The organism is Lactobacillus sp. M0390, from assembly GCF_016102085.1.
Lineage (GTDB): Bacteria > Bacillota > Bacilli > Lactobacillales > Lactobacillaceae > Lactobacillus > Lactobacillus apis.
The window spans coordinates 74,127-87,608 of sequence record NZ_JACFPH010000004.1 but is presented as its reverse complement, the minus strand read 5'-3'; the positions used below and the strand labels follow the sequence as shown (position 1 = coordinate 87,608).

General features: G+C 37.6%; 11 protein-coding genes. All 11 read right to left on the bottom strand.

What is annotated here, in order from left to right:
• Nucleotides 1-213: 213 nt before the first annotated feature.
• Nucleotides 214-747: a TetR/AcrR family transcriptional regulator gene (locus tag H3R25_RS07860; RefSeq protein WP_074426254.1), complete on the bottom strand. Its 534-nt coding sequence runs from the start codon at nucleotides 745-747 to the stop codon at nucleotides 214-216.
• Between the two features lie 234 nt (nucleotides 748-981).
• Nucleotides 982-2,343: a DEAD/DEAH box helicase gene (locus tag H3R25_RS07855; RefSeq protein WP_198194888.1), complete on the bottom strand. Its 1,362-nt coding sequence runs from the start codon at nucleotides 2,341-2,343 to the stop codon at nucleotides 982-984.
• Nucleotides 2,336-3,292, bottom strand: a complete 957-nt coding sequence (locus tag H3R25_RS07850) for a bifunctional oligoribonuclease/PAP phosphatase NrnA (protein ID WP_198194886.1) — start codon at nucleotides 3,290-3,292, stop codon at nucleotides 2,336-2,338. Before H3R25_RS07850 ends, H3R25_RS07855 begins: the two co-directional genes overlap by 8 nt.
• A 55-nt stretch (nucleotides 3,293-3,347) precedes the next feature.
• Nucleotides 3,348-4,484, bottom strand: a complete 1,137-nt coding sequence (gene dinB, locus H3R25_RS07845) for a DNA polymerase IV (protein ID WP_232354587.1) — start codon at nucleotides 4,482-4,484, stop codon at nucleotides 3,348-3,350.
• Nucleotides 4,477-5,925, bottom strand: coding sequence for a glucose-6-phosphate dehydrogenase (gene zwf / locus H3R25_RS07840; protein WP_198194884.1), 1,449 nt, complete (start codon nucleotides 5,923-5,925; stop codon nucleotides 4,477-4,479). Before zwf ends, dinB begins: the two co-directional genes overlap by 8 nt.
• Nucleotides 5,926-6,045: 120 nt before the next feature.
• Entirely contained in the window at nucleotides 6,046-6,483 is a 438-nt protein-coding gene (gene yajC / locus H3R25_RS07835) for a preprotein translocase subunit YajC (protein ID WP_074426259.1), read from the bottom strand.
• 71 nt (nucleotides 6,484-6,554) lie between these two features.
• Nucleotides 6,555-7,571, bottom strand: a complete 1,017-nt coding sequence (gene ruvB / locus H3R25_RS07830; protein WP_046307375.1) for a Holliday junction branch migration DNA helicase RuvB — start codon at nucleotides 7,569-7,571, stop codon at nucleotides 6,555-6,557.
• A 34-nt stretch (nucleotides 7,572-7,605) separates the two neighbouring features.
• Nucleotides 7,606-8,190 (bottom strand): Holliday junction branch migration protein RuvA, encoded by a 585-nt coding sequence (ruvA, locus tag H3R25_RS07825; protein WP_074426260.1) that lies wholly within the window; start codon nucleotides 8,188-8,190, stop codon nucleotides 7,606-7,608.
• A gap of 3 nt (nucleotides 8,191-8,193) precedes the next feature.
• Nucleotides 8,194-10,077 carry a DNA mismatch repair endonuclease MutL gene (mutL, locus tag H3R25_RS07820; RefSeq protein ID WP_198194882.1) on the bottom strand — a complete coding sequence of 628 codons (1,884 nt, stop codon included), beginning with the start codon at nucleotides 10,075-10,077 and terminating at the stop codon, nucleotides 8,194-8,196.
• Between the two features lie 2 nt (nucleotides 10,078-10,079).
• A complete protein-coding gene (gene mutS, locus H3R25_RS07815) occupies nucleotides 10,080-12,659 on the bottom strand; it encodes a DNA mismatch repair protein MutS (protein WP_198194890.1) in 2,580 nt (859 codons plus the stop codon).
• Nucleotides 12,660-12,823: 164 nt separating this feature from the next.
• Nucleotides 12,824-13,471, bottom strand: coding sequence for a pyroglutamyl-peptidase I (pcp, locus tag H3R25_RS07810; protein ID WP_198194880.1), 648 nt, complete (start codon nucleotides 13,469-13,471; stop codon nucleotides 12,824-12,826).
• Between the last annotated feature and the right edge of the window lie 11 nt (nucleotides 13,472-13,482).

Sequence of the window (13,482 nt, the reverse complement as noted above, 5' to 3'; positions counted from 1 at the left end):
CTTTTTTCTGACCGCTATCTTCGACTTGCCTTAGCAGCGTGTGTTATCTTACTAAACCTGCTAACTTTTGTCAACTGGTTTTGTTTGATTTTTTTGTCGTTCAATCGCTCGAGCTGTTGTGCCCTATGTCCTGACGACAGTTATTAATACTAGCAACTATTTCTCTTTTTGGCAAGTCTTTTTTTATAAAAAAAGAATGTTATTTCTAACATTCTAATTTATGTGGCTACTTAGAGACACTTTTTTGGTTTTATTTATATTTTTAAGCAGGAGACAGATACATTGATAAACGTCTCGAATATCATGTTTGCATTCACTTAGAATCCAGTAGTACGTAATTGCATAAATTCCATTTGCAACTAGCTCTACCTGTCTAACAGAAAAAGCTCCTCGTGGCCGCATATAATTTTCTATTGCAAGAGCAATTTCTTTTCGCAGAACATCATAAAAAACTCGTGAGTCTTTCGAGATTAGGATTATGTTTAAGAAATAAAATTTATTAGCTCTAACCTTTTCAAGCATTCTGAAAATCATTGCTTCGATTGATTCTTTTTCCAAGCCGCGAAGAGTTCTTCGTACTTGTAAAACCATTACAGATGCAAACAAATCACAAATATTTCCATAGCGCTGATAAAAAGAACCTCGTTCAATTCCAGCCTTTTTGCAAAAATCAATTACGGTGTATTTTCTGACAATACTCTTTGAAAGATCTCCCTTTAAAACCTCTTCAAACTTTATTGTAGCCATTCTTATTTCCTCCAAACTATCTTTTAATCAACTATCATTTTTAGTTCTACTTAATTGCTTCACCACACTTTTTTCTTATAATACAATAAACAAATATAGCAGTTAAACCGCTATCATACAAAACATTTATAAGGAATTGTTAATAATTATTCTTTATTTAGATAATATTCTTCTTATGCTTAATTAGTGAAAAAGAAAAAAGCAAAAGCCGTTTTTAAGGCTTTTGCTTGAAATCTATGAGTTATTATCACGTTTTCGCTTGCGCTGTTGTTTTGCTTTGCGAATCTTATGACGCTGCTCAATTTTATTTTTTTGCGCTTTATCTTGTTGAATCACACGCTTAATTTTCTTTTTATAACCAGGCTTACGCTTCTTTTTGGCTTTTTTAACATAGCCATTGACCTTATTATCAACTGTGTATGAGTCTGAACTGCGTTCATTTCTGCTGTGATAATGCTTACGTGGTACAAGTTCATCATTTTTAATTTCAACAAAATCAAAATGAATTCCCATTTTTTCTAGTCCAGCAATTCGGTTCATTTCTTCAGCGCGAATAAGAGTCACTGCATGACCCGAAAGTCCGTTTCTGCCTGTTCGACCAACACGGTGGACCACAAATTCTAAATCACGTGGTATCTCATAATTAACTACAAGACTCACACCATCTATATCCAATCCACGTGCTGCTAAATCTGTCGCAACAACGTATTGGTATTGACCGTCATTTATTTCGCGAACAGTTCTTTTCCGCTCGCGTTCAGTAATACCGCCGTGAATTTTAGCTACACGTAAACCCTGCTCCTGCAAAAATTTAGTCAACTCATCTACAGTTTGCTTAGTATTTGCAAAAACTAATGCTAAATAAGGCTGCCCCATGGTTAGTAATTGGTACAGTATACGTTTGCGGTTTTTTCCGCCAATATCAATCAAATCATTTTTGATTGTAGGTGAAATTACAGCAGGATTATCGATGACAATTTGCTCAGGTTGTGACATATATTTCCGCAAAAAGTTAGATAACTTCACTGGAATGGTTGCTGAAAAAGCAGCAAAAGTCGCTGTCTTAGGTAACCTTTGAGCAATAAAATCAATATCAGTTAAAAATCCCATATCCAAAGTCATGTCTGCTTCATCAATGACAAAATCTTGCACGTGATCTAAAAACAAAATTTTCTTCTCGACAAAGTCATGTAATCGACCTGGTGTGGCAATTATAACTTGCGGATTGCGATTATTGATTTTTTTCATTTGCCGCTCACGGTCACTACCACCAGCAAAGTGAGCAATGGAAATATTCAGACCAGCAGCATCCCTCAATTGACGGGCTACCTGATAAAGCTGTTCAGATAACTCTCGACTAGGAGCAGTCAAAATTGCTTGCGGATATTCAAGTTTTTCATCAATTTCATTTAAAATTGGTACCAAAAAGGCATGCGTTTTTCCTGAGCCAGTTACGGCTTGAACAACGACATTTTTGCGCTCCAATAAAACAGGAATAACTTCTTCCTGTACTTTAGTTGGCTGACTAAAGTGTATTTTCTTTAAACCAGCACGTAACTCTGGTCTGATTTTTTCATTAGTAAAAATATTATTCATTTTTTTCGCGATATTCCTTAGTCACCTGAACTAGTTCAGCAAAAATTTGCTTAACTTCGTCCATGTCTTTAGCATTAGCTCCACTGGCTAAGGCGTGTCCGCCACCATCATGTTGGGCAGCAAGTTCGTTAATAATTGGACCTTTTGAACGATAATGCACTCTAAAAGTTCCATCTGGTTTTTCAACAAAAACATTCCAAGCAATAATGTCTTTAATTCTTCCAGGAGTTGATACAGTGCATGATGCTTGATCAGAATCTACTCCTAGTTTTTCTAGTGCATCCCTTGTCAAAATCGCATATGCCGCGCCACTAGGATCAACTTTCATATATTCAAGTACTTCTGCTTGTAATTTGGCCTGCGCAAAAGTTACATCACTAATATTACGAGCAATTTGGTTAATGTTAATGCCTGTTGCTGTCAATTTTGCAACAACATTGAAGGTATGTTCTGATGTTTCCGGATACATAAAGCGACCAGTATCACCAACAATACCTGCATAAAGTGGGTATGCAACTTCTGCAGTGACAGGCAGATTTTCTTCAAATAAAAAGTCCGCAACAATTTGGGAAGCAGCTGGTGCTTCGTCATCTACAAAGCTTAAATCCGCATATGGTTCAACATCTGGGTGATGATCGATTTTAATTAAAAAGTCACCCTTACTGTATAGCTTATTAGATATTCTCGCAGTATTACCTGTATCAGTTGTAATAACTAATGCACCTTTGTAATCTGCTTCAGTAACTTCGTCCATGGTGTTAATCCATGCCAAATCACCTTCATCATTTTCACCTGCACATAAAATTCTTTTGTCTGGGAATTTAAGTCTTAATGACCGTGCAAGTCCTGCCTGAGAACCTAGAGCGTCAGGGTCTGGACTAGTGTGACGGTGCAAAATAATTGTCGAATATTGTTCGATTTTTTCATATATTTTTGGGAAAGTGTTCATTTCTTCTCCTTCTTGATCTCTTAAGTACTTTAACTAGTTTAACAGAAATAACACCCTAACTTGAAAATAAATTCAAGTCAACGTTTTCAAATTCTGCTTCAGTAAAATCAGTCGCCGTAATGCCTAATAGTCGTATTCCATCGCTTAAGAAACTGTCTGCAAGTGGTTCAAAAAGTTCTTTGGCTGCTTCGTAAAATTCAATTGCCTGATTGGTGGCATGTTCTAATTTGCTTCTTCTAGTAATTGTTTCAAATTCAGTATTACGAATTTTTAAAACAACTGTCCTAGCAAAAAAATTTCCATAGCTAAGTTTTTCTGCCAACTCACTAGCGTAATTTCTGAGATTAGTCAGGGCTACTTGCTTATCGTAAACGCATGGTTCATAACTACGCTCAATTCCAATTGACTTGCGATTGTATTCATCGTCTGGGATAACTCGCGATAAATCAATTCCATTTGCATGTTCTGCCATCAAATAACCCATTCGATTAAATTCTTTAATCAAATCTCGAACATGCGTCTGCTGCAAACCTTTACCCGTGGTTATACCCATTTCAGCTAATTTTTCCTCTGTTTTTGGTCCAATACCATGAAAATGTCCAATTTTTTGTGCAGCTAAAAATTCTTTTGCTTCACTGGGCAAAATTACTGTTCGTCCAAATGGCTTTGAATATTCTGAGCCCATTTTAGCTAGAAAACGATTGTAGGAAACTCCAAAAGAACAATTTAATTTTAATTCTCTCCGTACACGAGTCTGTAAATCAATGGCGAGTTGTACAGCTGATTTGATGCCTAATTTATTTTGAGTTACATCTAAATACGCTTCATCTAAAGCAATTGACTGAACACGGTCGGTCATTTCGTGCATCATTTTATGAACTTCAGCAGAAACAGAATAATATTTTTTATAATCCGGTTCCAAAAAAACCAATTTTTCGGCCGGAACTAGGCGAAATGCCTTAATCGAAGGCATAGCAGAATGAACGCCATAACTTCTTGCAACATAGTTAGCAGTTGAAACGACACCATGACCATTACTTTTACGTGGATCGTGTCCGATTACGACTGCCTTATTTTTCAATTCAGGCTTATCGCGCATCTCCACTGATGCATAAAAAGCGTCCATGTCAATATGAATAATTTTACGAGAAGTATCGTTTTTAGGCAGCAGACCATCGCTATAATCAGTCATAAATCCAGCGTTCAGTTGGCGAATCAAAGATATCGTTTGCAGCTTTTGGTCCCATTCGATAAGGCAGGTATTGTTCTGGCTCTTGACCATTTTCGTTATCTTTTTGCCAAGCTTCTTCAATTACATCAATGAATTTCCAGTAATTTTTCAATTCACTCCAATGCGTGAAATTGGTTGAATCATTAACAAAAACATCATGGAGCAAACGTTCATAACCATCTGGCACCTTGTCTTGCTCTTCGTTGGTAAACTGATAAGCCAAATTTTCACGTCTAATCCCAGGTGTATTGATTTTCTTACCGTTAATCGTAATATAAATTTGCATGTCAGGATCAATGATAATCGTTATATTATTTGAGTGCGCCTGACCGTATTGGTTAGACATGTGCTTCAGCACGATATCAATACGATTCTTTTTCTCGCGCATCTCTTTACCAGTTCTGAAGTAAATTGGCATTCCTGCTAACGGACCTTTACCAAACTTTACTTCACCTGCGACAAAAGTTTCCGTGTTTGAGTCTTCAGCAACATTAGGTTCTTGGCGATAACCAAAAGTCACATCACTTCCTAAATATTGTCCTCGTACAAAGTGTTTAGCAATTTCTGCTTCATTAGGAATAATTAAACTATCTAGCAATTCCTGTTTAGCTGCATGGATGCTTTTTGAGGATAAATCTTTTGGCTCTGGCATTGCTAGGAGAGTAATAATTTGAAAAATATGATTTTGTACCATATCACGCAATGCACCAGAGGTTTCATAGTAGCCGCCGCGCGCTTCGACACCTAAATGTTCCGCCAATGTTACTTGAATATTTTTGATTGTAGAATTGTTCCAAACATTTTTAATCAAAGGATTGGTTAATCGAAGTGGCAAAATATTCTGAATCATTTCCTTACCGAGGTAATGATCAATGCGGAAAATATCGTCTTCATCAAATGAAGCAGTGATTTGCTTATTTAATTCCTCTGCACTAGTCAAGTCGCGTCCAAAAGGTTTTTCAACCACAATTCGATTAAAACCTGTACTGGTCAAATGTTGATCATTGATATGTTGAGCAATTTGACCAAAAAAGCGTGGAGCCATTGCCATATAAAAAATACGATTTCCTTGTGCACTATAGCGATCATCAAGTTCTTGAGCTAGATTTTTCAAAGTTTCATAATGCTCAACGTTAGTAACATCATGTGATTGATAGTAAAAATGACTTGCAAAAGTGGCTAGATCATTTTCGTTTACTTCACTGTGGGTTTCATGAACAGCATCACTGACTTGTTCACGCAAATATTCATGAGACCATGGCCGACGAGCGGTACCAATTACAGCAAAGTTATCGTGAATTAAGCCTTGCTCATATAAATTAAACAAAGCGGGGTAGAGCTTTCGGTGGGCTAAGTCGCCACTACCACCAAAAATAATCATTACAACTGGAATATTTTTCATGAGAGGGTCCTTTCAAAGTATTATTAATCTTTACTTTTATTTTATATTACTTTTCAGTTAAACACAGTTTTTGATAATCATAAATAAAAAAAGTGCCTTACCGGGCACTTTTTATTATATCTATTCTTTAGGTGAAGATTCTTCACTTGACTTAGAAGGTTTGTCTTCTTCTGGCTTAGATGCTGGTTCTTCAACTTGTTTTTCAGAATCTGGCTTTTCAGCTTTTTCTTCAGTTGCTGGAGCTTCAGCAGATGCAGTTTTATCTGGCAAAATTTGTTGAACAGCCATGCGACTGAAAGTTAAATAAATACCATCTGCATCAATCACAACAGTTTTATCTTTAGTATCAACAGAATCAACTTTACCGTGCAAGCCATCAATCATGATAACATTGTCGCCCTTTTTAAGTTCATTCATCATTTCCATTTTCTTTTGTTGTTGCTTCTTCTGTGGCTTAATCATTGTAAAGTACATTAAGGCTATCAAAACAATAAAGATAACAATTGTCCACATGCTACTCATGCCGTTATTAGCATTAGCTAAAAATAAAGTATTCACGTTTACACTCCTCAAATTAAAATTTCTAATTATCTAAAAATATATTATACAAAACATAAGCAACATTTGCACTATTCGTTCGGAACTGGCAATCCAAGCTGCAAATATGCTTTTTCAGTTACCATGCGCCCGCGCGGTGTCATCAATAAAAAACCGTGTTGTAATAAATATGGCTCATATAAAGACTCAATTGTTTCAACATCTTCACCAGTATTTGCGGCAATTGTTCGAACACCAACTGGTCCACCATGGTAACTCTCTATTATCACTCGCAAAATCTTGCGGTCGGTCTGGTCAAGTCCTTCATCATCAACTTGTAGTTGTTTAAGTGAGTCTCTAGTCGTCTCATAGGATATAACTTTTTCACCCTTTACTTGCGCAAAATCACGAACACGTCTTAATAAACGGTTGGCTACTCGAGGCGTACCACGCGATCTTCTAGCAAGCTCATGAGCAGCCTGATCTCCTATTTTAATATTAAAAACTTCACTTGAACGTTGAATAATCTTTTGAAGTTCATCAACATCATAATATTGTAAATGTTCAACAATTCCAAAACGATCTCGCAAAGGGGCGGATAACTGGCCAGCCAAAGTTGTTGCACCAACTAAGGTAAAAGGTGGCAGTGGCACATGAACAGCATGAGTTGTTTGTCCTTCTCCAATTACAATGTCGACATAAAAGTCTTCCATGGCAGAATAAAGTACTTCCTCAATTGGTTTGGGCAAGCGGTGAATTTCATCAATAAATAGAATATCTCCTGGATCAAGATCAGTTAATAGTGCAACTAAATCACCTGCCTTTTCAATTGCAGGACCACTGGTACTTTTTAAATTTACGCCAAGTTCATTTGCTATGACAAAAGCTAAAGTAGTTTTACCAAGGCCGGGAGGACCGTATAGCAAAACGTGATCCAGTGCCTCATCCCTCTTTTTTGCTGCTTCAATGTAAACAGACATTTCCTTTTTAACCCTTGTTTGGCCTAAATATTCTTTAAGGTTTTGCGGGCGCAATGAAAACTCTGTCTGCTCTTCATTTTTTCCTTGAACTTCTCTTGAAACAATTGAATCATCTTCATTCATTACCATTTTCACTTCCTTTTTGTTTAACTTATCACAGAAACTACTTCTTTAACAATAAAGCGAGTCCCTTTTTAATATATTGATCAGCTGATGTTTCCTTTTCAGCTGCCAAAGTAGGCGTGATTCGGTCAACTTCTTTCTTAGTGTAACCAAGTGCTAACAATGCTAGGAGTGCATCATTTAATTCTGGAGAAACTTCTTGGTCAGCAAATTTGTCAATTTTCTGAACATAATCGCCAAGTTTTCCTTTTAAATCGAGGACAATTTGCGAAGCAGTCTTTTTGCCAACACCAGGGAACCGAGTAAGATATTTCACTTCTCCCTGTTCAATTGCTTCAGCAAGTGAGTTACTGTCTTCAGCGGCCATTATTGCTAACGCCGACTTTGGTCCTATCCCACTTACACTGAGTAGTTTCAAAAATAGTCCCTTATCATCTTCAGTTTGAAAGCCAAAAAGCGTTATTCCAGTGTCCCTAACGATTTGTTCAATAAAAACTCTCGCTTTCTGCCCCTCTTGATACGCAAATGGAGTGGGACTAAAAACTTTATAGCCCACGCCACCAACGTCAATTACAATGTAGTCTGGTTTCACCACAGTGATTACACCAGAAAGATATTCATACATTAACTATTCACCCTTTTTAAACATTTTCCGCAAGTCATTTTCACGTAAGCGCACAACCACAACGTTTCCTTTTGCATCATGATAAGGATCACCTATTTGGCGCAAGGTCGTCAAAATGTTGTTGCAATCGGCAGCTGATAATTTTTTTCGTCCAGGAACTGCTCTTTGAGCTTGATCAGCAGCTATTCGCTTAACTAAATTTGCATAATTATTTTGGTCAACATTCAAATAGCTATCCAAAATCAATCTAATTGACTGTTCAAGGTCACCTTCAATCCAGGTTGGATACGACCTTAAAATAAATGTATCTTGCCCAAATTCTTCCAGAAAAATACCGATTTTTTCGATTTCCGGTAACTTGTCTTTTATTTGAATAAAATCCAGACTGCCAAACTCTAAAATTTGTGGTGTCAATAATCCTTGTTGATTGATTTGTTGTGCAGACATTTCTGCCCTAATTTTTTCAAAAGAAATCAATCGTCTAGCTGCAACTTGATCAACCAAATATAAGTCATCCCCACTAGTAGCAATTAAGTATACACTAGTTTGTCCAACCAACTTTAGTTCTGGAATACTATTTGCTAAAACTTCGTCACCAGCTGAAATCACTTCTTCCGTCAGCTTTGATTTTGAAAAGGGTCTAAGTTGTACTTGCTTTGCAACATTTTCCTTCCAAGTTTTTGTAATGATGTAGCGATCATCTTCACGCGGTTCATTCAAATCAACATATTGTTGATTGTGCTCCTGGTGAATTTCAGTAGCAGGAGCTTCATGAACTTCATCACTCGTTATTTCAGGTCTTTTAGTTTCAACAACGTTCTTATTAAGATTAAACTTTAACTGATCAATTCTAGTTTCTTCCGTCGAAGAATTTAAGTTCTCAATCGCGTCAGCCTGAACATCATCAGCTAATAAAGCACTACTGATTGCATTGGTAATTAAGCGACTTAGTTCAGTTTCCTTTGAAAGCCGAACTTCACGTTTAGTCGGGTGCACATTAACATCAACAAGTAACGGATCAACTTTTATTTTGACCACTGCTATTGGATAGTGCTTGGCGCTCAAATTTGTTCCATAGCCATCCATAACTGCTGTAGCCAATTGAAAATTATTAATATAGCGACCGTTAAGCAGGATTGAAATAAAATTGCGTGTTGATCTAGTCAGACCTGGTTTAGAAATTAGTCCTTCAATCTCAAAATCGTTATCACTGCTCTGAAATGGCATCATTTTTTCAGCAATTGAACGGCCATAAACACTTGAAACAGTTTGCTTCAAGTTATCATTGCCAGCTGTTCTGAGCAATAAACGTCCTTCATTCATCAAAGTAATCGAAATCTCTGGATAGCCAAGAGCAATTCGATTAACAATATCAACGATTTTCATAATTTCTGTTCGCGGACTACGAAGGTATTTTAATCTAGCAGGTGTGTTAAAAAATAAATCTTTAACGGTTATTTGGGTTCCCTTAGTAGCCGCAGCATCTTCCTGACTTTTCTTTACGCCAGCAGAAAATTCCGCTTTAGTTCCAATGGTCCCCGTCGAATTAGTTAAAATTTCCACATGACTTACAGCAGCAATCGAGGCCAATGCTTCTCCCCGAAATCCAAGCGTTGCCACGTTAAATAAGTCGTGCTCATTATTAATTTTACTAGTCGCATGTCTGGTAAAGGCAAGATCAATCTGATCACTTGGAATACCTGAGCCATTGTCTTGAACAACAATTTGCTTCAAGCCAGCATCAATAAAGTCAATTCGAATGCGTGAACTACCGGCATCAATTGCATTTTCAACTAATTCTTTAACTACACTTGCTGGTCGCTCAATTACTTCTCCAGCAGCTATTTGGTTGGATAAATTGACTGATAATTCGTGAATTTGACCCATGATTAGTCCTCATCCTTTAAGTCTTCTTGCCAGTTTTCAACTAGCTGCATTATTTGAAGTGGTGTTTGGTCAGCCAAATAGAGATTCGAAATTTCATCTAAAACGTCTTTTTCTTTATCTGTTAACTTGTTTTCAGAATCAGCCGTCTCAACTGGATTTTCGCCTTCATCACTAGTAGCACTTGAGAATAAGTCAAGCTGAGCCGAAGATGGCCCCAGATCATTACCTTGTGCTTCTAAACGATTGAGTAATTTTGTTGCCTGTCGAAGAACTTTACGTGGCAATCCTGCTAATTGAGCAACGTGAATACCATAACTTTGATCTGCTGGACCTGGCAAAATCTTATGTAAAAAGATTAACTTACCATTTTCTTCAGTCGCGCCGACGTGAATATTCTTCAAACGAGGTAAGGTCTGTTCAAGTGCAGTTAATTCATGGAAGTGCGTTGCAAATAGAACCTTGGCACCGACTTCATCATGTAAGTACTGCACAATTGCTCCGGCTAAGGCCATACCGTCATAAGTCGCAGTCCCACGGCCAATTTCATCAAATAAAACCAAACTTCTTTTGGTTGCGTTTTGCAAGGCTTCATTTGCTTCGGTCATCTCAACCATAAAAGTACTTTGACCCGAAATCAGGTCGTCCGCTGCACCAATTCTTGTGAAAATTTGGTCAAAAATCGGCAAATCTGCGCTATCTGCTGGAACAAATGAACCGACCTGAGCCATAACTGCAATTAAAGCCATTTGTCTCATGTACGTACTCTTACCAGACATATTTGGTCCGGTAATGAGATAAATATCGGTGTCATTTGCCAACTTGATATCATTTGGAATATAGCTTCCTGACTTCATAACCTTTTCAACAACGGGATGACGGCCAAGAACAACTTTCACATCCTGATTATCTGTATGGAAACTTGGACGACAGTAATTATTTTCTTCGGCCACTTGCGCAAACGAACAAAAAACGTCAAGCTCAGCCACCTGCGCACCTAATTTTTGTAAAGCAGAAATATCCTTTTTAACTTCTTCACGTAATTTGACGAATAATTGATATTCAAGTTCTGTCGACTTGGTTTGAGCTTCCAAAATCAAATTTTCATGTTCTTTTAGTTCTGGCGTGATATATCTTTCAGCATTAGTTAATGTTTGCTTACGCGTATAACGATCTAATGGCACCTTACTCTTATTTGAATTGGTGACTTGAATATAATAGCCAAAAACCTTATTATAGCCAACTTTCAGATTATCAATTCCAGTTTTCTGACGCTCGGTCTGTTCCATCTCAGTTAGCCATTTTTTACCATTATTCATTGCATCACGATAACGGTCTAGCTGACTGTCAACGCCTTCACGAATCAAGCCACCCTCTGTAGTCAAAATTGGTGGTTGTTCGACAATGGTTGAACTAATTAACTCGGCAACTCCTTTTAGTGGATCAATCTTTTGCGCAAAGTTCTGTAACACGGGATTATCAGAATTTGCCAAAGAGGTCAAAATGTCGGGAACAGCTTGAAGTGAATGTGCTAGTTGCAAAAGTTCACGGGCGTTAACGTTACCAAAAGCAATTCGTCCTGTTAGTCTTTCCAAATCATAGACGCCCTTTAGCGAATCAATAACGTTTTCGCGTGTGAAATAACCATCAAGGAGAGCTTGGACCATTTCCTGTCTGTTAGTCAGTTCATTAACCGACAAAAGTGGACGAGCAAGCCACTGCTTTAAAAGACGTCCACCCATTGCAGTGTGAGTTTTATCGAGCACCCAAAAAAGTGAGCCCATTTTTTTGCCTGTTTTAGCTGAAGCAGTTAGTTCTAAGTTGTCACGAACAGTATGTGACATTTGCAAATATTGGCTGACTTCATAACTCTGAGCAATCTGTAAGTGCGCTAAGCTGCGACGCTGTGTCTGCAACAAGTAACCGACTAATTGCTTAACTGCTTCTTTTTCAGCCTCGTTAGTTAAATTCTGTTGGGCATATGAAACTTCAGCATGATTACCAGTTAATTCAGCCGGTTCTGAAACTGTAATATTAGCTTTATGCAAAAATTCACTGTCGCGGTCGCTTAAGTGTCCATTATAAACAACTTCTCTAGTTCGCAAGGATAGTAGTTCATTTGAAACGGCCGCAAAAGTTTTTAAATGTGTCGTATAAATTTCACCTGTCGACAAGTCACTATAGGCCAAGCCGAAGCTGTTTTTAGTAGTAACAACGGAAGTTAAATAGTTGGACTCCTTAGCCTCACTTGGCTTGTCGTTCATTAGTGTTCCTGGTGTAACTAGTTGAATAATACCTCGTTTGACCATCCCTTTAGCTTCTTTAGGATCTTCAAGCTGCTCACATAGCGCTACTTTATAACCCTTTTCAACCAAAGTATCCACGTAGGAATCAACAGCAACATGAGGAACACCCGCCATTGGAACTGGGTTTTCTGATTTATTTGATCGGTGCGTTAAAGTTAGTTCAAGAATCTGTGCACCCTTGACGGCATCGTCTTCAAACAATTCATAAAAATCCCCGACGCGATAAAAAAGAAAAGCATCGGGATATTGCTTTTTAATTTCGTGATACTGCTCCATCATCGGAGTTAAATTTGCTTTAGCCATTTGTTCCTCTTCTTCTTTTGCGTTACTGTTATCATTATACGCTAAACTATCTGTCAAAAGAAAAAAGACCGCAACAAACGATCTCTTTTTTTACAAATATTTGATTGTGTAAACCAATTTACTAACTTAGTTAACAAATCTTAAGCAATGTGACCTTCAACACTTTGAAGGTCTTTTTTGCCGTCCATTTCTACGATAGCAGTAATTGCTGCAGTAATACCTCTTACATCATCAGCCAAACTTAGGCTTGGTGTATCTGGTCTTGCAACGACTTGTTCAGGTAAAAATGGAATATGCATGAAACCAGCTTTAAGGTCATGAAATTCCTTATCAATCATATACTGAACTTGATACATAATGTGGTTGCAGACAAAAGTACCTGCTGTTGTTGAAACCAATGCAGGAATTCCAGCTTCACGGATTGCTTTAACCATCGCCTTAACAGGCAATTGGGTAAAGTACGCATTCTGACCATCTTCATGAATTGGTGTCGCAATCGGTTGATAGCCTTTGTTATCAGCAATTCGGCCATCATCAAAGTTAATCGCAACTCGTTCTGGAGTTAGCGCATAACGCCCGCCAGCTTGACCAATGTTTAAAACATAATCTGGTTGATGTTGTTCAATCGCATCATGCACAACATCGGCACAATCACCAAAAACCGTTGGTATTTCAACTTTAATAATTTGTGCACCAGCAATCTCATCGTCTAACCGTTTAACAGCTTCGATTGCAGGATTTATTTTATCATCACCAAATGGATCAAAACCTGTTACTAAAATTTTCATTTTCATTCTCT

What these genes read in the sequence shown, in the direction of transcription:
- H3R25_RS07860 (WP_074426254.1), bottom strand. Translation starts at nt 747, where the DNA reads ATGGCTACAATAAAGTTTGAAGAGGTTTTAAAGGGAGATCTTTCAAAG.
- H3R25_RS07855 (WP_198194888.1), bottom strand. Translation starts at nt 2,343, where the DNA reads ATGAATAATATTTTTACTAATGAAAAAATCAGACCAGAGTTACGTGCT.
- H3R25_RS07850 (WP_198194886.1), bottom strand. Translation starts at nt 3,292, where the DNA reads ATGAACACTTTCCCAAAAATATATGAAAAAATCGAACAATATTCGACA.
- dinB (WP_232354587.1), bottom strand. Translation starts at nt 4,484, where the DNA reads ATGACTGATTATAGCGATGGTCTGCTGCCTAAAAACGATACTTCTCGT.
- zwf (WP_198194884.1), bottom strand. Translation starts at nt 5,925, where the DNA reads ATGAAAAATATTCCAGTTGTAATGATTATTTTTGGTGGTAGTGGCGAC.
- ruvB (WP_046307375.1), bottom strand. Translation starts at nt 7,571, where the DNA reads ATGGTAATGAATGAAGATGATTCAATTGTTTCAAGAGAAGTTCAAGGA.
- ruvA (WP_074426260.1), bottom strand. Translation starts at nt 8,190, where the DNA reads ATGTATGAATATCTTTCTGGTGTAATCACTGTGGTGAAACCAGACTAC.
- mutL (WP_198194882.1), bottom strand. Translation starts at nt 10,077, where the DNA reads ATGGGTCAAATTCACGAATTATCAGTCAATTTATCCAACCAAATAGCT.
- mutS (WP_198194890.1), bottom strand. Translation starts at nt 12,659, where the DNA reads ATGATGGAGCAGTATCACGAAATTAAAAAGCAATATCCCGATGCTTTT.
- pcp (WP_198194880.1), bottom strand. Translation starts at nt 13,471, where the DNA reads ATGAAAATTTTAGTAACAGGTTTTGATCCATTTGGTGATGATAAAATA.